The sequence below is a fragment of the Catalinimonas locisalis genome (assembly GCF_038039535.1).
Classification (GTDB): domain Bacteria; phylum Bacteroidota; class Bacteroidia; order Cytophagales; family Cyclobacteriaceae; genus Catalinimonas.
Genome location: NZ_JBBPHP010000012.1, coordinates 16,290 through 41,119 on the forward strand (window position 1 = coordinate 16,290; position 24,830 = coordinate 41,119).

1 protein-coding gene is annotated in these 24,830 nt (G+C 42.4%); it reads right to left on the minus strand.

Annotated elements, in window-relative coordinates; genetic code table 11:
- Positions 1–174: 174 nt before the first annotated feature.
- Positions 175–24,480: a malectin domain-containing carbohydrate-binding protein gene (locus WJR50_RS16205; RefSeq protein WP_341294355.1), complete on the minus strand. Its 24,306-nt coding sequence runs from the start codon at positions 24,478–24,480 to the stop codon at positions 175–177.
- Positions 24,481–24,830: the final 350 nt, after the last annotated feature.

Below are 24,830 nucleotides of genomic sequence, written 5' to 3' on the forward strand. Positions count from 1 at the left end.
GCTCACACATTTCTAATCCAACTTCTCAGAATTTGTAAAGTAGTAAGTAGTGCTATATCAACCAAACATGTTTTCTACCACTTCTATACGCAGGTTGCCGCTCTCTTCTTAACAGAAAAAAAAGTAGCTACTACAGAGTAATAGCTACTTTCAAATTTACTATTTAGTCCAACCTTATTGCTTCATGATTTTTCTGTCTATAATAAATTCATCATGTGTTATTCTTAAGATATAAGCTTCACTCGCTAAGGCAGAAAGGTCAATCTCAATATAATCTTCACCATTCATCAGCACATTTTCATTTACAATGGTAGAACCCGTAACAGTTGCGATCAGGATGTTGACTTCTCCATAAACTGATTGATTGAACTTAACATTCAGATAATCAATAACCGGGTTGGGATAAGTGCTTACACTAACTGTAGTCGCTTCTACACTCTCTACCAAATCGGCCTCTGTCAACACCAGTCCCTTATCACCACCAGCTATTTTCAGTGCAGCTACTTCATTTGCAAAACAAGCATTGACAGCAGCTCCTCCTAATCCATCTGGCTGTATACCACTGGTATTTAAGTAAAGTTTATCAAGTTGAGTACCATCTTCTCTGTAGGCAAACTCTATGGTATTTGCGCCATTATTGAGATTAAATGGTGCACCTGTTACATCATTCCAGGCAAAATTGTTACTGATCGTAATTCCCTGCCACCATTGTATCCAGTTTCCTCCATTTATTCTTACCCAGAAAGAATCGTTTCCACTGGAAGTAGCTTTTACTCTGGCAAAAAGGTAGTAGGCTCCAGTTTGCTGTACACTAAAGTTGTACTTCAGTATAGCTTGCTGACCTGTAGGAGCAGCGGTTAAACTATTTCCTGAAAGTTTTACAACATAAGCATTTCCAGAAGCTATATCATCAGCCACTACGTTCCACTGGCTACCCAACTCACTTGCGCACTCAGCTTCCAGCCAAACCTCTTCAGGACTAAGAACCGGAGGTTCGTCACAGAATGTATTCACCTCTACATTAGAAAATTGAGCTGAAGCTAATGAATTGTTATCATGTGCTGTTAGCGCCAAACCTATCAGTACATTGCTTTGCATACCAATTTCTACGCTGCCCAGTACTGCCCACTGCTGAGAAGTATTTTCGCGGTAGTAGCCAGTGAAGACCGAACCTTCTCTAACTATCCGTAACCACTCAGGAGCACTACCCGCAGTATTTGAGAAGGACATAGTACTACCTGTATTGACCCTGTACTGGAAGTTTACACCTTGTCCGGGAGTCACTATCATCATAGCATGTTTAGCGTTTGCAGCAGTACTTTCTCTAATCATTACCCCTGCTTTAGCCCAGCTGTTAACCCCTGCCAAATCACTCACCTGAACTATGATTTCTCCATCACAAGCTAAAGGCTGGTATACGTATCGGAACTGGTCGAAAGTACCCCAGATATCACTACCTGAAGCGGTTACCTCAAATCCACCGGCAGCATAACATGCTTCTCCGCTACTGTTTCCACTTCCTATGTAGGTAGAATTCCAGGCAGAAGGTAGTGGTCCACAATCAGGCGCTTCTTCTACAGTGACGACCACTACATCAGTTGCTGTACCTCCGTCATCATCAGTAACAGTAAGCAGTAAAGTGTGAATACCTGCTGGCAGATTTACTGTAGGGTTCACACCCGTAGCAAGCTGCACCCCGCCTTCTGTCCATACATAACTTTCAATGCTACCATCACTATCTGAAGAAGCACTACCATCTAATTGAACTGTAGCAAAGCCGTTTTCCGCTGCCACTACCAGCTGATCAGGACCTGCTGAGGCTACCGGCGATTCGTTGCTGGTGGTCAATCCAAGTACCTCTATTGCTGCCACAGTAGGTCTATTGACAGAAGCGTCCATCAGTATGGTCAAGACTCCATCTGTAACTTCAACATTCTCAAACTCTAATACCAGGAACTTCTGCTGAGTGGCACCTGGTCCAACACCTTCGGCAAACAAATCCAGATCATTTTGAACCAGATTACCTTCAATAGTAATGTCAAATATTCGCTGTCCTAGCTGTACAGCAGGTCCGTTGTATCCGTAGTACAGTTCAGCATGATGCGTACGGATAGTATAAGTACCGTTTGGCACAGCGATGTTGTAGATGAGTATACCACCATTTGCCTCCGAACCTCTCTCTGTTTGATAAAGCGCAGGCGCATTCAAATTACTGTTCTGGTACGTATGGTTGCTATTGTGGTATGCAGGATTGATACTTGCATCAGCTGTGAAGGGGTCTCCATTAAAGTTCAGAGTAGGTCCTCCGGCATTGATGCGTATCGCACTGATTACATCCGGGGCTTCTTCTACAGTGATGACCACTACATCGGTAGCTGTACCTCCGTCATCATCAGTAACAGTAAGCAGTAAAGTGTGAATACCGGCTGGCAGGTTTACTGTAGGGTTCACTCCTGTAGCAAGCTGCACACCTCCTTCTGTCCAAACATAACTCTCAATGCTGCCATCACTATCGGATGAGGCGCTACCATCTAATTGTACAGCAGCAAAGCCATTTTCTCCTGCTACCACTTCCTGATTAGCTCCTGCTGAGGCTACCGGTAATTCATTGCTGGCTGTCAATCCAAGTACCTCTATCGCTGACAGTTTTGGCTGGTTTACTGACGCGCTAAAGTTTAAGTTTAAGGTTCCATCCGTAACTTCTATTTCTACTTCTTTCACCACCGCTGTCATGCTTCCTACATCAGCGATGATATCATAACTGCTAAGTCCCGGAACAGCATTTCCTTCTGCACTCACACTAAATACCCGCTTGCCAGCACCTCCGGCACCACCATTGGTAGCTCCAAAGTATATCTCTGCAAAATGTAGCCTCACCAAATAGGTCCCGGTAGTTACAGGTATGTTGTAGGCGAAACTTTGCAAATTCTGCAATGTGCTGCGTTCTGTCAGATATAGCTCATCAGAACTTGTACCTGCAATGTTGGTAATATTAGTATTGGAATATGACTTACCATTACCACTAAAATACTGGTCAGCTACAAAAGTTTCTCCATAAGCATTTACCTGCCCGCCACCCGCATTGATACGAATAGCAGAGAATACATCGGGTGCTTCCTCTACAGTGATGGTTACTTCATCAGTAGCAGTAGCTCCATCGTTGTCTGTTACTGTTAAAGTAAGCTCATGGACTCCTGCTCCAAACTCTAGCTGAGTGACAGCATTCGCACCATTATATAGCACTGTACCACCTTCATTCCAACTGTAATTTACAATCTCTCCATCTGTGTCGCTGGAAGCACTACCGTCAAGCCTAACGCTTAATTCTGCAAACCCGGAAGTAGGATCAGCACTTGCTACGGCAGTAGGTGGCTCATTCGGTTCAACATACTCTATTACCTCAATACCACCTATACTTGGACGGTTTGTACCTCCCTCGCTCGTAGCTGATGTAAAGAAGATATTGAGTATTCCATCATTTACGGTAACAGGGTTTTGAGGTGCAAAAACTACTCCCGTAGCAGAAGCATTGCCTGCTTCAGCATAAATGTTATAGTTGTCAAGCACCTTGACACCTTCAATGAAAACATCAAACAAACGAGGGCTACCATTTCCTATGGAAGCACCACCAGGAGTTCCAAACCAAATTTCAGCCATATGCAGTGCAATCAGATACTGGTTAGATTCTCCAGATACAGGAATAGCATAAGAGAAACTTCCATTGTTACTGTCAGCACTTCTTTCTGTCTGATATACTGTTCCGTTAAGGTTAGTAATATCTGTTCTATTGGAAGTTTTGTTGCTTCCTGCAAAGTACTGATCAGCCTGAAAATCCTTACCATCCATCGTAATCGCTGGACCACCAGCATTAATTCGGATAGCAGTTACATCAGAACCACATCCTTCGTCTACCACTCCGTTACAATTATTATCCAAGCCATCACAGATCTCAGGAGCTCCGGGATAGATATTTGGATTACCATCATTACAATCTACTTCATTGGTAAATCCATCACCATCTGCATCTATCGGTCCTCCGTCAGGATTAACGTTGATACTGAAGTTGCGACTGAATGTATTGTTCGCTGCCTGACCATCGTTCAGGGTCAATACAACTTGTGCTGTACCACTTAAATTAGATACAGGTGTGTAGGTTAAATCGCCGGTTTCCACATTTACTACTGGCTGTCCTGTAGAAGTAAACAGCTCGGGAGCATTAGTCACTAAACTAAAGCTTAAGGGTTGTTCTACCTCATCATCACCATCATCAATATTGAAGGCCCAACCGAATACGGTTTGCTCCTCCAGACTTGTATTAGTGGTAGCATTAGCCGACAGGTCAAAGAATGGCTCGTCATTGACCGGCGTAACTGAAATTGTGACGGTAGCTAACTCTGAGTTTTCATATCCATCATTTACCAGGAAGGTAAAGCTATCCGGCCCATTTTCTGATACATCATTCAGTTCAGCATCAGGTGTATAGGTTAAGTCAGGAGCTTCGCCGCTTAAAGTTCCATAAGATGGAACATCAAGGATGGTGTAGCTTAGCTCATTATTATCAGCATCAATGCCACCCAGACTAATGTTGATTGGTGTATCTTCCTCAGTAGACAAGCTCTGAGCTGTAGCCACAGGTGAGAGGTTAGCAACACCCGTAAGCGTTATCAGCAGAGGCTCTTCTGAATAATCATTATTCACCACTAAAGTAGCCTCTTTGTCTCCTGATGTCATAGGCACAAAGTTTACAGTAATACTGGTTGACTCTCCACTAGTAAGCTGTGTCTCAATGCCTGTTTGGTCAATTTCAAAGTCAGCCGCATCTTCCCCGGTAATTTGTAAAGAAGAGATGTTCACAGTAGGATACCCAGGCTCACCAATATTGGTAATACTAATTGTCTCAGCACTGCTGGTTTCAGTCTCTATGATGCCATATTCAACACTCTCAGGAGTTGAAGCAAGCAGCTGAGGTACTGCACCCGCTACATTTAAAGTAAAGGTTTCGCTAGCATCCAAACCGTTATAATCGGTGATGGTCACTGCTATTTCATAGCTAGCCTCAGCATTGAACGGAGGTGTCCCACTCAGCATGCCTGTATTCTTGTCAAGTACCAGCCAATCCGGCAGAGCCTCCAGAGTCTGATTTACATTAGCAGTGTACATGATTTTGTTTCCAGGATACCCATTGTCAAAGAAAGCAGAAAGATCATATGAGAATGCCTGATTTACCGTTGCTACTGCATCATCAATAGGTAAGGCAAATGGCACTGCTTCCGGACGAATATTGATAAAGTAGAATGTATTATCATTCCAGTCACAGTTTGCCGAACCGGCACCACAACCATTTCCGATGAAATCCTGCAACACTATATATTCATTAGGGATTATGTTGCCATTATGGTCTATCGCTCTATACACTCTCACACCTAGCAGAGTAGCATTATTCTTACCTGAGGTAGTTTCTCCAGAGACATTGATTCGGAAAGGCTGATTGATAGTATTGGCAGCATCAAAATTAATGTTTCCACTATTATCTGCTTTGCGAGGCAGTAGTGTCTGATACCAAAACTGATTGTGATTAAAATTAATACCTCCCACTGTACCTGATCCATTTACCTCCACAAACTGAGCCCCATTTGAACCTGGACCACCATGTAAAGCTGACAACTGTATACCTATCACTGGTTTGCTAGGATCTGCCTGCACGAATGTGGTAGAAAGTATCATGTCTCCTTCGTAACCCCCATCAATGTTTTCTGGTAGTGGAAAGTTTGAACTGGGGTTGGTTGTAGGAGAGGCTGTTACTTCTCCTTCATCATTTACATAACTCAGCATACTGGTCTGGAAACCGAAAGCATTAAACACTTCCTGTGCAGTGATCTCGTCTCCTCCTTCTGGCTGAGGTGAATAGGCTCCATGGAGGGTAGCGCTCACATCCTGTGCATTATCAGCATTGGTAATGAATGAGATGGGCTGCACAAAGATACCATTATTACCGTTGCCGGTAGTTCCAATGAAAGTCAGGTTGATATCACGGAACTCTCCCGGAGCAATGGTAATGGGTAGTTCCACAGAAGCTTCTCCATCCGGCAAGATTTCATATTCAAACTCCGTAGGAACAGGAATTACAATCTCAGTGATGGTCATTGCACCTGTTCCTTCGTTTTTCAACCTCATTACGTTGGAGTCATGTACCAGCGCCTGCCCAGGGTCGCCCAAACGATGGAAAGTATAATAATCGTTTGCGGGAAAACCACGATTGGTACCTGGTACTTTCGTCATGTTCTCGATCGCCAAGAGCGCTCCGCTGGCAGCCTCAACTGTAAAGCTAAAAGTTTTCTCTGCTACATTCCCATTATTATCTTCTGCGATAACTACCAAAGTATGCTCCCCTACTTCATCTACTACTACGGCTTCGCTATAAGTTTGTGCACCCTGGCTGTCAAGATTGTACGTCAGACTGGCAATGCCTCCGCTTTTGCTATTGTCTGCTGCCTGAAGGCTAATGCTTACGCCTCCTCTGTACACATTTTCTTCAGGTGAGTAGCCTTCAAATTCTGCCAAAATTGTAGGAGGCAATATGCTTTCATCCACAGGAGACAGTCTTACATAATTGACTTTAGTATTGCTACCCCCTGTCCCCTGCGTTAACACAAGTATCCCGTCTGTCACTTCAACGATTTCTGTGCCTTCAGCGGTATGAGTTCCCAGTGGCCCATTTACTTCTTCATCAAAAGTTACAACGGTTACTCCATTTACTTCTACCTCATGCATGCTATCATCATCAGTACCCGGGTCACCCACACTTACATTTACATAGTAGAGTCCGTTGGGCAGTTCTATCATCCAGTCGCGAGGAGGATACTGTAAAGGAGAATTCAGATGGTTAATGATATTAAGAGTATTTTCTAAAGCACTCACACCATTGATTTGTCTGTTTCTGGTATTTGCAGTAGCATCAGCAGGAGTGGTAGTGCCTGGCTCAACCCAACCGAAAGATAGAGGCTGCCCGCCTACAGTTTTTGTACCAAACGGCAAGCCAATATCATCAACATACCCTTCAGGAGAAGTGACAGAGCCATCCTGGAAGTTGAACTGATAGGTCCATACAATTTCTTCTGTCACAGAAAGGTTAATCTCCATACTGGCTCCAACATACCCCGGAGCAGATGCAATAACAGTTGCTGAATAATTACCCTCTGTTAAGCCAGTTACATTTACATTAAACGCCATAGGTGAGCCTATAGTCACTTCATCGGGCAGTACCACCCAGTCCTCTGAAGCTGTCAAGGTCACATTATCTCCAGCAATTCCACTGTTAGCACTCAGGGTTGCTGTTTGGGCCAAAGCCTCTCCTTCTGTGCCTACTATAAAGTTCAGTGAAGCAGGATTTAAGGTCAGTAGCAAAGAACCTTCTTCGTAAGGTTTCACATTGCTCAGTACAAACATATAATCCTGATAATCTCCGTTAGAAGCATCTTCAAAACATACCAGATAGCTATTGGCTATTACGTTTCCTTCTCTATCCTTCACAGGATAAATACGGGCTCGGTGTGCAACACCACCGGTATTGATTGCATCTTCGGTATAGTTGAACCTTTCAAATGACTTTGACTCTACATAGATTCCAAAGAATGCTCCCTGTGGATTGAATTCGGTAGTACCGCTACTAACTGCTGGATACAAAGTCTGTGCCTCGCTAATGCCGTCAGCAAGAATACCTACTTCATGAGTGGTTACAGAACCTTCTATATTCGTATACCATCCAAAGGGAAGCTCCTCTGCAGGAGAATAGCGACCTACTGGAGCTATAGAAATATTACCCGCCCCTGCTTTTACAAAAAGTGGCGCAATCACTTCTTCTCCTTCAGGAGCAGGGTCGGTACCATTGGCCAAACTTGTCCAACCAACGTTGATACCGATTCCTAAAGCATCTACAACTGCCTGCAAAGGTGGTTCCTGACTGCCCTCAAAACCTGACTTTTTCAAAGCGTGCAGCCCAACACTTATACTTTCATTTTCATCATCATTGCTTTCCAGTAACAGGCTGGCTTCCTGGTAGCCCAGATCATTCTGGTTAAGATCGGGCTGATAAGTAATGGTATAGACTGTAGATTCACCAGGCTGTAATGTTATTGTACCTGCTCCACTCAGGCTAAACTGACTGGCAAAAAGCCCACCAATGCTAATACTATTGATTGACAGGTCGGCAGTCCCTTGATTGGTCACAGTCAACTCCTGCTCATCTGTCTGACTACCTTCAGTATTCACGGTAGTTTCAAAGATAAGCTCACTAGGTTCTACTTTGAGCTGCGCTACCGGAGTGGCCTGATCATCCGCCCGTAAAAGAATCAATTGTTGGTTTAGGTTACCATCTCTGTCGTACTGGGCCATGTAGATATTACCAGTATTTACGTCTTCTACTATCTCCAGGGGATCGTCTAAGCCTTGCAAACCTGGTACATCCTCATAAGCCTGTATTACGTCACCACTATTATTACCAGGCTGCAACACAATGATATCATCCTGACCACTGAAACGAGTTACCAATAGCAGTCCTTTCATCGCTCCACCGAAGGCATTACTCTTATACTCTATGGCTCCGTTTGGTGACTTGTTTTTTCCAAAGTCAAATGCAGGCTCTATATAAGCAGGATCTGGCCCCAGGTTATCCGGATACTTGGCCACATCTGTATAAGAGCTTTCCTGCTGTCCTGGTAATCCACTGTACGCTATACCTCCATGGTTAAGTATAAACTCTCCGCGTAGTGGATTGGGGTGCCCATGATAACTTCCCTTAAACGATTTGAACAACCAGTCTTTCTGCGTTTCTCCACCTATTACGCCCGGTATAGTAGTGTCTGTAAAAAGTGTGCCATCAGGACGACGTACCGGAGCATAGTCGGCTGAAGCAGGTGTATTAGGGGAATTACTGTTATTCCCAGCCGTTCCATTGGTAGGTACATATAGCCACCCATTGGTATGCCAAACGAGGTCATATGCATTCCTCACTCCGGTAGAGAAAATGGTCAATGGAGAGTTGATGGCATAGGGATTATAAGTACCATCTGACATCGTTATGCTATTAGCAGGAGCATTATTGATTACACTGATATTATCAGTAGTATAAGCATCTAGCGGCCAGCTATTTTCATCCAACAAATCCAGATCTAGTTTCAGTACTGCACCGGCAAGTAAGCGTTCAGGACGGAATCCCCAGGCAGGATCAATCTCTCCACCTGCTGTATTACTTCCCTGGCTGAGGTAGATATCTCCTTCAGGGCCAAAAATAATGCTGTTGGTCAGGTGATCTTTGAGTGAGCGAGGAAGGTGAATTACAACATCCTTTACAGTAGAAAGATCAGGACCACTCAATTGGGTGATCATACCATCCCACTCGGGTCCATCTGATAAAGTAAGGGCACTGTGGGTAACATAAGCAATCAGGTTATCGGCAGTTGCCTCAGGAGCAAAAGTTAAACCTATTATTAAACGATCGTTATTATCACGTGCACCAGCAGTTGGATGAGGAGCTCCATTGAGCTCAGGGGTAAGGATTTCCAGGTTAGAAAGCGAACCATCCGCATTGATATCCCAACGTTTGATCACCTCGCTGGTAGTACTACCATAAAGTTTACCATCTGGGCCGATTACTAGGCTGGAAAAACGATCTTCTATACCTTCTCCCAAAGCTGTCCCTTTCACCTGCGTAAAGCTTACACCTGCCAGGTCAGCGGGTGGATTGGTATCATCGTCGGTACCGGTAGTAAAGCCTGACTCAAAAGTTAAAAAGGTCAGACGGTCATTCAAATCACCAATAAGGTTAGCTTCTACTCCATCTATACGGAAAATATAATCTGACAGCGGATCCAGACGATCTATAGGTGTAAGAATAATAGCATCTCCTCCTCCGGTATCATTCACGTTGGCAGCTACTTCTACCTGATCATTAGGCCCATTGTCTTTGATCAATTTTACATTGCCGCTCAGGGTAGTTTTATCCAGTTCGTATCCATCTGGTGTTAACAATCCTACTACGATCTGGAAGCTGTTGAGCGCAACTCCGGTAGCCCCATCAGCAGGATTTACACCTGTAAAATAGGGTTCAGTAACCTCCTCAGGAGTGATGCTAAAGTCTTCAAAACTGTAGACTACCGGTACATTCGCATCTTCTCTACGCTTGGAAGCAAATATACCTCCGAAGCTCACCTCCTGCCCGTCTACATTCGCGCCATTGATTAGGCTGGCATATAAGGGCATGGTTCCCATTTCCACTTCACTTCCATTGTTAAGCGTGTAAAAAGCGGTGAGCGTAAGTTCCGCAGGATTAATCAGCAAGCGTAACTTCACTTCGCTGCTATGCAGTCCGGTGATAGCTTCAATCATGATCTGAGTCTCATCCGGAGAAAGTCCGTTTTCCTCTGATCGTAACTCAATAGTACTATTGTTACGAACGACTAACTTCACATAGTTATCCTCATCGGTACCAAACCATAAACCGGCCTGCTCAAAATTATTGGTGCCATCCGAGTACGGATTGATGATAGTAGTCTCAAGGTTAAAGCTTCCACTGTTAGCATTGAAACCAACACCCAGTGTATTGATTTGCGAATTCACTTCATCACTAAATCCTTCACCACTTCCATTTCGGGCAAAAGCTAAACCTTTTGCTGCATCTATCTGTAGAGTTCCTGAAGAAAGGCTTAGACGTGATGGTTCTAAACCAGGTACCTGTGGGTTACTAATTGTGCCATCTGCTGTCAACCTTGCAGAAGGTGCATCAACCATTGTAAAACCTGTATTCTCAATACCTCCTTCAACTCCAGTAAAATTCAGCGTAAAGGGCAAAGTCTGCACGATTTCTTCGCAGGCCAGCGTACTGATAGGCGAACAGATTACTACGGGCTCATTCTCTGCTCCTATTACTTCTATCGCTGAGATGATCGCATTGTTTACAATTGAAGTGAAATCAATATTCAAAGTACCATCAGTGACTGTGATGTTCTCAAAAGTACGGATGATAGCTGTTCCCGGAGTTACAACCTCAGCATTCAGGTCAAAGTCAGCTAATGCACCCTGACCATTTTCTATATTCACGTTGAATACTCGGTTACCTGTTCCTCCCTGGGCTTCTCCAGTGGTTCCGGGTACACCAAAGTAGGGTTCTACGAAATAAAGTTTAACCGTTAAAGGCTCATCAGATTCAACTGGAATCTGGTAGCCAAAAGGTAATCCAAAATCACCTGTACCTGCCTGAGCAAATCTATACTCTAAGAATAAGGGGTCCTCTTCGGTGCCTTGTACATCAAATGATTTGGAAGATATCTCAGAAGAGCCTGTCAGGTACTGATTATCCAGTTGCCAGGTGTTATTCTGGCTGTCTGTATATGCTAACGTTCCCCCTGCATTAATCCGAGTCGTTTCAGCTACCGGAGGGGTAGAGTCTGCCGGTCTGATGTTACGAGCAATAATAACTACATCCTGATAATCAAAACCTGAAACATGCTCCTCAGTAGCGATGATGTACGCATTCTGCTCTCCTGGCAAAGGATATACTCTTATATGGTGTGGAATGGCACCTGAAAAAGTATTGAGGGCATCCTCACTGTAAAGTGTTCTGTTGTTGAAGAATGGCCAATAGTTATAAAAACCAAATGATTCCAAACCAGGATCAAAGCTTAGGTTACCACTTATTTGTGGATTGAGCGTTTGTCCATTTCCAGAAACACTATTTTGAACAGTAAACAGTTCATTTAGGGAGCTCGCCTGTCCTGAACCGTACCAGCCAAAGCCAACAATTGGATTATTATTTTCAGGTCCGTAGACTGATAACACCTCCAAAGTCACAGGCGCATCGGTAGCACGCTCAAACATTTGCATGCTCACTTCATCTCCCAGTAAACTGTTGTATGTTAAACCATTCGCCAGATTGATTTGATTAGTGGCTGGATTTTGATCTCCTACGTTCACTGCTATTCCGTATGTATCCAGTATCCATTGTAATGAAGGTTCGTTACTGCCACCTGTACCTTGCTTGCCCAAACCACTTAAGCTTGTCTGCTTACTTTCAGCATCTGTTCCTGTTACTTCTACACTTGCAAACTTAGGACCGTTACTAGTCGGGTTAAAAGTTACTTTTATACTTGCAGAAGCTCCCGGTGCTAATGATGCAGGCAAAGTACTTTGATCAACGACAAATTCTGAAGCATCAGTGCCCGTCAGATTTATATTGATATTGTTAAGCTCTGCATTCCCATTGTTGGAAATGAACACGGTAAAGTCCTCCCCTGCTCCGCTACCTACTATTCCATCTGTCACTATTTTTTCAGGACTCAGGGCAATTACTGCTCTGGGTGCAGCCTGGTTGCTTGGCTTGATCAATGTGATTCTGTTTGCACTATATTCTGACACATAGATATTTCCGGTATTAACATCTTCCACCAGGTCCAGTGGACCGCTCAAATTGGTGAAGCCTGGAATTCCTACTTTGGAAGTACCAATATCTCCATTAGTACCATCTGGAACTAAGGCAATAATATCACTTCCTCCGCTATAGCGCACTACCAACATACTACCTGTCAGATTACCATTTTCAGCATTGCTTCTGTACTCAATTACACCATTGGGTGATTTGTTAAACTCAAAGTCAAAAGCAGCGCCACGATAATTGGGATCAGGTTGCACCCCATTGTATACCGCATCATCAGTGTCTGCATCTCCTCTGTTTAATACAAATTCTCCGCGTAAAGGATTAGGATGGCCATAGTAACCGATAGAAGCATTAGGGTCAATTCTAAACAACCAGTCACGTTGTACCTTATTTCCGTTAACCGCAGGAATCTGAGGGTAAATGCTGTGGTCATAAAAGGTACCATCCGGACGACGCGTTCCATCAATGGAAGCAGGAGAATTTGCTCCGGCTGCCGTACCATTAGTAGGTACATATAACTGGCCATTGCTATGCCATACCAGGTCATAGGCATTACGAACCCCTGTAGCATAAAGCGTGAGAGGGGCATCTATATGGTAAGGATTGTACATTCCATCCAGAGTAGGTGAGTTTACATCCACACTATTGATTGCCTGAGCACTCATGGTAGTCATCGCATCAAGAGGCCATTCAGATGCCGGAAGTTTATCCAGATCAAGTCTCAACACTGCTGCGGAAAGAAGTCTTTCCAGACGATTACCCCATGCATTATCAGGGGCACCACCGGCACTGTTACTACCCTGGTTGAAATACAGCACATTGGGTTCACCAGGTTTGAAGGCAATGCTATTGGTGAGGTGATCTTTTTTAGACCGAGGTAAGTTGGTTACAATAAGTTCTTCTACTTCAAGGTTTTGACCGCTCAACCTGGAAATTTTACCATCCCATTCAGGAGCATTGTTAAGTCCACCGGAACAATGGGATATATAAGCAATCAGATTTTCTGCTGTTGCATCCGGGTCAAACGTAAAACCAACAGCTGACCTTGCTCCATATTTTTGAATCAGTACATCAAATATTTCCTCATTGGAAAGGGTTCCGTCCGCTTCAATGGTCCAGCGATGAACTTCTCCCCCTATAGCTAATCCATAGAATTTGCCATCAGGACCTATGGTAAGTGAGGTATAACCTGCACCTGAAGCTACTGTTCCTGCTTTGGTGAAAGCCACCTGATCAAGATCTCCACCGCCCACTGAGGAACCTGATCCGGTGGTAAAAGTAGAGGAGAAAGCTTCAAAAGCTACGCCCGTCAAATCGGTAACACCGTTAATTTCAAACCTATAGGTAGTATTCGCTTCTAGTGGTATTGCGGGGGTAAGGTTGATTGCATCACCTCCGCCGGTTCCTCCCACATTGGCAGGTATCTCGGTGTCGTCAGCATCCTTGAAAAGTTTTACAGTACTATTCGTAATAGAGGTATTGTCCACCCCATAGTTACCTATTTCATTGGCATTCGGCAGATATAAATCATTTGCTGAAATATTGGTATTTAGCGCTATATTACTTGAACCATCCGCAGGAATGACACTGAGTACACGAGGAATTAGTGAGCCACCACCCAAAGATTCTATCAGAACCGTATTGATTTTTGTATTGGTTCCTCCTGCAGCGTCTAAGGTTAATGCACCATCCTCTACACTCACTATTATAGTTACTGTTTCATATTCTTTAGCTGCCGAACCCTGGAATTGACTGATAGCGCTCACCCCTTCTATATTGATGGAATGTTGGCTATCGTATCCATTGGTACTACCAGGCTCATCACCTACGGTAACTGTTATCTGGTATTCACCATTGGGTACTCCAATTTCCCAGATACCCTCAGTAGGATTACCACTGCTTCCACCCGTGTCGCCATATTGCATGTGGATGATAGTATTCAGTAATAAATCTATACCAACACGCTCACGGTTACGGCCATTGGTAGTCAGATCCAGTCCGGTTTGACCATCAACTGTCAACCAACCGTAATCGTAACCTTCCGGTGTCATTTTCATGCCATACGGTTGCCCATCATCTTTCAGATATCCTTCAGGTGCTTCAGTAGCAGTATTTGAGAAGTTGATGTTTACTGCAAAAGCAGGAGGACTAACTTCTGTAACCCTAAGGTTTATAGATAATTGAGCATCCTGATAACCATCTGCTGAAGCAGTGACTAATGCATTGTAAGTGCCTACTGATAAAGAAGCAGCATCTACGCCAAACTCAAGATTACCAAGTTCCTCTGCCGGAAGTACTATCCAATCTTCGGAAGCATTAAATGTAATGGCAGGTGTACCTTCACTGGAAAATAATTCAGCGGTTTGAGAAGTAGCGATCTCTCCTTCCTCAACACTAAAGTTAAGTGAAGAAGGAGAAAAACTAAGTTGTGGCCCTGCATTATACTCGGTAATAATAACCGAACTGATTTTCGTATTTCTTGCTGATGGATCATCAGCGTCAATGGTCAGCTTTCCATCAGTAACTTCTACGATTGCACTGCCACTGGTGAAACGCGAAGCATCTCCAGCTGCTGCGTCATGATTTACAGCATATAAATTAATGGCAGTTGATCCTTCTACATTAATATGATGAATAGGGGCCTCTGCTGGATCACCATCCTGATTAGGATCTCCTACACTTACATTGACCTGATAGAAACCATTCGGCACCTCTATTTCCCAAACCCCTTCATTGGCACGGTTTCCTGTCCATGCAGCTACATCATTGCCCTGCATATGCACTAAGGTATTTTGCAATATGGTGAGACCCGCAATATTGCGATTCCTTCCAACTCCATTTGAAGGAGTGGTTAAATCAATAGGTAAACCATCGGATAGTTTTATCCAGCCGTAGGTCATCCCATCACCTTTGTCGCCATAAGCTTGTCCAAAATCTTTGAGATAACCAGCAGGTGGTGTAGTAGCTTCATCCTGGAAGTTAACCTGTATTACCAAGGGTTCAATAGTAGACGTTGTTACTTCCAGGGTCACAAGTAACTCACCTGAAACATAACCCTCTGCGATAGCAAATACTGAGGTAGAATAGACATCAGGTACCAAACCTTCGGCATCAATTCCAAAGCTTAAATTTCCTACAGAAGGATTCTCAGGTAGAATAAGCCAGTCAGCTTCCGGATCTTCACTCAGAATAATCATTGGCTCTCCTTCACTTGCAGACAGAGTAGTCTCTAAAGCCACTGTATTTCCTCCTTCTTCTACGCTAAACTCTAATGTTGATGGGGCAAAGGTCAGCATAGGTTCTACTAGAGATTCAACACCAAAGTCATCAAAACTGGCAGTAAACTGAGTGCCATTTCTGTGGGTAGCAAAAATTCCAGCAAAGCTCACTCCTTCTACATCTGTAAGGACTCGTCCGCTGAAATAGCCGGCAGGTACAGATAATGTTCCCAATTCATTTCTTACTCCTGCATTAATGGTGTAGAAAGCTGTTACTTCATTAGTATTGGGATTCACTTCTAATTCCAAAAGCACATCAGCACCTGAAACCCCAGTATCTTCAGCCAACAATTGATTTTCATCTTCTGAGACTCCCCCGCTCTCAACTCTTAGCTCAATATTATCATCTATAACTGCTACTTTTACAAAGTTATCTTCATCTGTTCCATACCACAAGCCTGCCTGCGCCGAGCCTGTACCGGTTGTAATACCTTTTAAGGTTGTGCTAATGCGGAATGTACCTAGAAGAGTTTGTAAACCGACCCCCAGAGTATTGACCTGATTATTATTGTTTGAACTGTTAGGAGGATCTAAGTACGCTATACCAGCCTGTGAAAGTATTTCAAGTTGTCCCGTTTCTGCATTCACTGATAGTAAAGAAGGTTCATAACCATTTACTTCAGGATTACTTATGGCAACATCTCCATCTCTTCTTGCCTCAGAATGTTCTAATACCATGGTAAAACCAGTTCCTATTCCATTTCCATCCTGCATTTGGCCGGCATCTGCATCAAAATCCAGATTTAGTGGTAGGGTAACAGGTATATCCTCGCAAGCTAATGTACTGATAGGACTACAAGGTTCAACTTCTTCTTCCACCACTATTTCAAATACATCACTTACCGCTTCAGTACCATCACTGGCTGTCACTTTTACCATCCAAGTTCCTACTTCAGTAGAAGTACCACTAAATGCTCCTTCAGCAAAAGTTAGCCACGCTGGTAAATCAGTATCATCCTCCAAGCTGGCTGTTAAAGTTACTTCACTTTCTACATCTGCAAATGTATTTTCTGGTATGGTATACTCAAACGAAGTACCTACTGTAACTGACTGATCCGGAACCATATTCACTACTACCGGCACATCATTTACCTCAGTTACATTGAAGGTAAATGTATAAGCAGACTCACTAAAGTTTTTGCCATCACTTACACTATAGTTGAATGAAGCATAGCTATCTCCATTAGCATTTGGTTCAGGCGTAAATGACAGATTAGGAATTTCTTCAGTCAGAATGACTGTCTCTTCCGTTATTTCAATATCATTGAATGTAAAGCTGCCTGCATTTATTGGGCTAACGGTTATTTCAGTCAGATTGTCTTCTGCATCTTCGTCATTAAAAATGAAATCTGTAGAGACAAATTCGTAAGCTAAATCTTCATCAATTGTAACAGTAACATCTTCCGATGTAGGATAGGCATTGAGTGTATTTTTTACAGTAAAAGTAAATACATCAGTAACCCAAAGTCCCCCCTCATCTGTTGCAATAAGTTCAACGGTATGCGCACCAAGATCTTCATCAGCAGGGTTTGCAATGATAAGTTCACCAAAAACCAAGGCCACCCAGTCAGGGCTTCCACTTCCCAGACTAAGTTCCAGCTCATCACCATCAACATCCGTAAAGGTTTCAACAGGTACCTCTAAAGAAGTATATTCATTTACAAGAATATCTATATTACCCAGAGAAACAGCCACTTCGGGAGCATCATTTTGAGCTATCACATTGATGCTAATGGTACTGAACTCACTAAAGTTTTTACCATCACTTACTGCAAAGCTAAAGCTTGCATAAGTCACTCCATTTGCATTTGCCTCCGGCATGAAGGATAATAGGCCAATGTTCTCCAGCTCTATTTCAGTCTCTTCTGCTATTGCGATGCCATCATACAATAAGCTCCCGGCTGTAGGCTGATTCACTTGTATGGCTGCCAAAGCATCCCCTTCATCTGCATCGTTGAAAGGAAAATCTTCGGACGTAAATGTTAAGGCTACATCTTCATCTGTTTCCAGTGTGTTTTCCGAAGTGAGTGGCAGGTTATTTTCAGAAATAAATTCCTCTATATTGATTACTACTTCAGTAGTAGCAAACGCTACTGGTTCACCATTGTCTGTTACATTTATAGTTAATGTGTATACAGGAGTTGTGGCAAAATCTAATACTCCTGCCACAGTAATGGTACCCTCATTGTTGATGGCAAAAACCTCATTAATATTACCTTCGGTGATGGTATAGGTTAGCGTTTGTCCTTCATTAGTATCCTCAGCAACTACAGTTCCTACTTCATCATCAATATTGGCCTTCTCAGAAATATTGAACTCAAAAGGTGCATTAACAAATACCGGTGGTATATTAGGCTCTTGATATTCTATAATCTCAATCGCCTGAACGATTCCATTATTTACTGATGCCAAAAACTGAATATTCAGTTCATTGTCAGTTACATCTACCGTAATAGTTTCTACTGCTACTACTCCTTTACCATAGCTAGCTACCAGATCTATGTCATCAATTTCTGTTTCACCCTCTGCAAGTACATCAAAAACCCTAGAGCCTGATGTGCTGAAGAAGTTTTCTGCCATATGTAAGGCTACGGTATAAGTACCATTAGCGATAGGAAAATTATAGCCAAAGTCAGTTCCAAACCGACGAGGAATATATAGGTCAGCATCTCCTCCTACCAGCTCATACTCTCCGTTACTTACCGTAGTTGACGCATTTTCTACAAGATAGGCAATGTTCTCTGCAACATAGATATCACCATCTTTATTGTATTCATTACCTCCTACATTGATGCGGTAAGGTATCGCGATGGCAGGCGCAGCTGTTACATTTAGATTCGCATCTAATACAACAGGAGTAAAACCAACTGCTGTTGTGATCACCTGACTGCTAAGGTTATCTCCTGGGGCTAAAGAAGCAGCATCAATAAAAAATTCGTAATTACCTACCGAAGGCACTTCAGGTAAGCTTAACCACCCTCCATCAGTTTCAGGGCTGATGATCATGCCCACTGTCGGGGTACCTGAACTTGCGCTTAATATTGAGGTTGCTGTAATTGATTCTCCACTTGACACGTTTATATCTAATGGTGAAGGATCAAAACTAAAAGTAGCGATTGATACTGGAGCTTGTGTAGTCTCGGTAATCTCTACATAATTGATTTTAGAGTTGATGCCTCCGAGTGCGTTAATCGTAAGTGCTCCATCACTCACTTCTACAATTAGAGTATTATTGGCTAGCCTAGCATAATTACTTCCCTCAGGTACATGGGTAGAGATAATAGTAACTCCTTCTACATTAAAAGTATGAACTTCCGGATCCTGTCCTGTACTATAATCTCCTGCACCAACTTTAATTTCATATACTCCATTGGGTATTTCTAACTCCCAATATACCTCAGTACCTCTTGCCTGTCCAGCCCAGCTACCAATATGATTGCCTTGAACATGAACAAGTGTTCCTTCTATTTTCTGTTGATCTGTTGCACTTGCATAAGTAGTGCTTCCCAGCCGGTTACGACCGCTACCATTCTGTGGAGTAGTAATATCATGGGGTAAATTATCGGATACTTTTTTCCAGCCATAGGTAAAATTATTTCCTTTGGCTCCGAATGCTTGTCCAAAATCTTTGAGATAGCCTGCAGGCGGAGTAGTAGCCTCATCCTGGAAGTTAACCTTAACAGACAAAGGTTCTATAAATTCAGTAATGTTAATAATAATTTCAGCCTCTGCACTAACCACTCCATCATTAGCTGCCACATTTAGTGTATAAGTAGAATTCGCATCAAAATCCAATAACGCTGCTACTGTTATTTTTCCATCTTCATCTATAGCAAATACTTCATCTGTATTTCCGGAAAGGATGCTAAATGTAAGGTCATCTTCATCAGCATCGCTTGCATCCACCTGACCTACAAGATCACCGATCTGGGCATTTTCCTGTATCTCAAAAGTAGCGGCAGTAATAGAAGGCGGAGTATTGATAATTTCAACTTCATCTCCCTCAATCTGAAATGCATCTACTCTGGCGCCACCGTTTATTGAAGCAGTATATAAACCTACTGCTGTTAGCTGGCCTAAGGGTACGTCATTTGTCGGAGAATTTCCTACTGACAATCCACTGCCAGGGATAAAATTCAGCTCTTTCCATGCATCTGTAGAGGTAGAAAATAATACAGTCTTCAATTCGGCATCAGTAGTAAAATTAGCAGCTCCTGCGATTGATGTATTGGTTTTACCATCATTGTGAACATACCAAACATCATCAACTCTAATAACTAAATGTGTAGTGTTTGCATTGGATGCATGTCCCTGGTACCAAGAAAACTGTAAATTCTCGTAATTAGCTAAGTTAAGATTAAATTCTTCTGTAAAAGCTAACCATCGGTCAGATCCCATATTCGCAAAAAGGAAGCCTTGCGTCTGTTCAAGCGTGGCTCCGGCATTTATATTATCAAGATTGACTGGCTTTCCGTCAAAACCTGAAATAGCAGCTTTAGGCTGAGGATCTTCCCTGCCAAACAAAGTAATGATATTTGCATTTGTACCTTCATAGTTTTCCCATCCTGCGTTTGTGACCGGGTCTAGAGGTTCTGGTACATTATTGTCAGGATTCACTTCAGTATTATTGTTTCCAAAGACTTCCCGATAAAGTACTCTATCAGAAATTACTGGGGCGGAAGTAATTTGCAATTGAAAATCATCAAATACAGAAGCATCATTTTGATCGGTGGCAGTAATAATAATAGGATATATACCCTCCTCACTTAGGCCTTCACTTGCACTAAAATTTAATGTGTTGGCAGCAGGATTAAAGCTCAACCAGGTAGGCAGGGGTTGCCCTCCTTCTAGTTGGGCAGTATATGCGAGAGTTTCATTGTCTATTTCGCCAAAAATATCACTAAAACTAAAACTAAAAGCTGTACCTGCCTCAAAAGGCCCCTGATCAGTCAACGTACTAAGCAGAAAAGGAGGGTTATTTCCAACCTTCACCACTTCATTATATGTTGTACTTAAGCGTATGGCCTGAAATATTCCACTGCTATTTGCATTACTAGCTGATGTGCCAGCAAACAAACGTACAAATTCAACACTTGTATTATTGGCAGAGTGACTTCCTACAGGATTCCAGCTTACTTCTCCTTCATCTAATGATGGATCTAGTGCTGCAGAATAATTTATAAGGTTCCCATCCCATACTGCTTTTATAACCCACTGATGTCCTATTCCTGTACTTACATCCACCGAATAATCATTAGGTGCACTAGAACTGTTTACTAATGCAACAGCTGCTTTTAGCTGATTATCATCATTAAGAATACGAAGGCGTACTGATTCCGTATTGCCTAAATCTCCGTCCTTACTGAGTTCAATAAATGAACGAAATCCCTCTCCACTTAGCAGGTTACTAAAATCTTCAACCAGAAAATCAACAGCATAATAGAAAGGTACATCCTTTTGAATCTGATACGGCTGATCAAAGTAATTATCATCTCCGCCAGAATTATAATTATAAGCAGCATTGCCACTCCCGCGAGTAAATATTGCTCCTTTTTGATTGGAAAAACGATCAGGAATTTTACCAGCCTGGCTAATAATAGTTGCAGATCCACCATTTCCACCTCCAGGAACCCATAATGAAGCAACTTCTAATTCTCCCTCAGCATAGTCAAATTCTTCTATCAAAGAAAAGCTACTGCTATATACATTGAGTATTAAGTTGGTACTATTACTAAGCTCTTCGCTATCTGTGGCGGTAATTTTTATTTCGTATACACCAGATACAGTAGTTCCTTCTAATGCAGTAAAGGTACGACTTAATTCGTTGAAGCTTAACCAGGATGGTAATTCGCTATCATCCGATAGTGAAGCACTATAGAATAATTCATTTCCATCCTCTAAATCCTCAAAAGTATTCTCTGGAAAAGTATAATTTAAGGCAGCACCTTCCTCCAAAATTAATGGTTCATCTATTGGGTTTAAAACAACTGGTGCCTGATTTTCAGTTATGCGGCTAACCGAGAAGTTATCAAAAGAATAATTTAAAGCATTATCTCCATTTCTGTGTGTTGCAAAAAGGCCAGTGAAGGTGACATTTTGACTAAATTTTCCTTCTTGATCAGTACCAGTCAGGATAGAAGTTGGAACTGTAAGTGTACCCAGTGACTCCTCTGGTTGACCATCAATTGCATAGAACGCTTCTACAGTACTGCTAAGAGGATCTATATACATTCTTAATGTTACAGTACTACCTGAAACATTAGGTACACTTGTTTGTAGCTGGTCGTCATTAACCGACAGTGCATTGATTTCTCTACGTAGCGCAATTTCATTACCGTTTGAAGTTGAAACCAGTACTAATTTGAAGAAATTGTCTTCATTTAGGCCAAACCATAAACCTGCTTGTTCTGATTTACCACTTCCACTTGGTGGATTTACAAGTGTAGTTTCTATATTCAGAGGCTCTGTAATACTGGCTAAACCTATTCCTAAAGTATTTACCTGTGAGTTAGTATTATTACTTTGTGTTGGATTAAGATAAGCAATGCCTGCTGTTGTAGCAATGGTTAATCTTCCAGAACTTAAACTCAAATTTGATGGCTCATAGCCTGGCACATTGCTGTCAGAAGGGTTAAATAATGGAGCCGATGGAGGATCTATCATGGTAAAACCTATCACATTCCCGTTACTATCTTCCAACCCATTAGCGGTTGTACCATCAAAGTTTAAGTTATAGGGTAAGCTTGTGTCTTCTACTACTACATCATCACAAGCCAGAGGAGAAAGTTCCAGACATCCTGTAAAGGGTTCTAAAGAACCTTGACTAATTTGAAATTCATCTGAGGCGGTGTTTCCATTCCAGTCGGTCGCAGTGACTACAATACTTACAGCTTCTGACAAGTCTCCTATCTGAGGGTTTCCTGTAAAATTTTGGTCAAGAGGTTCAAAAACCAGCCATTCTGGTAAGTTATTTCCATTGCTTAGCGTTGCCTGATAAGTCAGATGGTCATTTGGATCGTCTGTAAAGGCATTGGAAGGAAGTTGAAAAGTAAATGTTCCTCCTTCAGCAAATTCCAGGTCTAGTAGCGGGTTTGCGACTGAAGGTGCATTAGTAGGATCTGGTAACGTGCCTCCCTGGTGCCCTACTGACGTTTCCCAGATTTCATAGCGTGCTGAAAGATTATTGACGATGGTTGGATAATTACTGGATAAGTCGTTAAGCTCAGTAGGGTCTTCATCTATATTGTAAAGACTCCAGCTTCCATTGGCAGCGTTGGATTGAATTTTCCATTTTCCATATCTTACTGCTCTCTCCCCACTATATTCCCAAAACAACTCTCTATCTTCTACTTGATTTGGATCATCAAAAATTTGTGCAAAGCTTTCTCCTGCTAGAGGTTTAATTACATTTCCATTATAATTTGTGGGATAAGCATTGGTAGATCCTGTTGCCTCAAGCACAGTTGGCATGATATCCTTGACATGCCCTATCTGATCTGTAAGCGCTCCACTAACTTGTATACCATCTGGCCAATGTACAATAAGAGGTGTCGCAATTCCTCCTTCCTCTGTCTCATTTTTATGTTTTCTAAAGGGTGTATTAGATGCATTTGACCACTCTTTCAGATAAGATAAATATGAGCCTTGCTCTCCAATCACTTTACTATCATCATGATTATTCCTTCCTGACACATCTTCATCACTACCTCCGTTATCCGACATAAACATGATAAGGGTATTATCAAATTGGCTAGTGCTTTTTAGATAATTCACAAGCTTTCCGATAGCCTTATCCATTCTGGCTACCTGAGCAGCATAAACCTGCATACGGCGGACATAATCTGCTTTATCCAGATCATCATCATCAACACCATTATCATCCGGAATATTAACCCAGGATGTGCCATCTCTGGAGCTAAGTTGTGTTCCAGAGGCTATTATCCCTTCATTAATCATTCCCTGTAGCCTAGCCTCTCTAATATTATCCCATCCCTGATTGTAAACTCCATCATATTCTGCTATATCTTCTTCATAAGCATGAAGAGGCCAATGGGGAGCTGTAAAAGACAAATAAAGGAAGAAAGGATCCGTTGCTCTATCGCTTTTGTGTTCATCCAAAAAATCTATAGCAAAATCTGTAGTAGCGTCTGTCATGTAAAAACCTGTACGGCCATGACGTAACTGAACTTCCGAGGTATAGTCTGTGGCTGGGTTCCATGACTGATTACCCAATGCCATTTCTCTACCATTCTCAGTAAGCAGTTCGTAATAGCTGTTTGCACCACTGATTAAACCCCAATAGTTATCAAAACCTCTTTCCGTAGGCCAATGGGCAGAATTTTCACCGACATGCCATTTACCTGACATATATGTTCCATACCCCTCACTTTTCAATACTTCAGCAATAGTAACTGTCTGTGGCGAGAGATAGCCTAAGTATGCTGAAGAGTTACCTGAACCTGAGGTAGTCAAATTTTCCATGCCTGCTGCATGGGGATATTGCCCGGTTAACAATGAAGCCCGGGTAGGACTACATTTAGCAGTATTATAAAATCTCCTGAATTTGATTCCATTATCTGCAAGTGCATCCAGGTTAGGTGTTTGAATTTCACTACCGTAAGCACTTAAATCTGAAAAACCCATGTCATCAGCTAAAATGACAATTACATTAGGTTTTTGAGCAAAGCTCGGTGTTGTACCTAAAAGCACAAACAAGCATAAGACAAGCACATTCAGAGAGCGAAACTTTGATGGTAAAGAGGTTTGGGGCCACATAGTACTATTAGTGTATTTGCTGATGAAAAGAGATAGCGATAGGGTTATCAAGAATTTTTATCTATAAACTCTATAGTGTTTATAGTTTAATTTTCATACGTATATATATTATTTGTAAAAGCTTATTAAACTCTTACTAATCCATTAGGAGTACTTAAACGTTACAATAGCTTTGGGCTGTGTATGCATCAAAAGAGCTGCATTCATATGAAATACCAAAGCCAGTTCACTCAGTACTGGGCGAATACATAGAGGAGTGCAAACGCTTACAATCTTGACAAGCGAATGATGTAGTGGTGATAGGAACTTGGGAAAAATCAATTAACATCAAGCATCTATTGGATGAACTT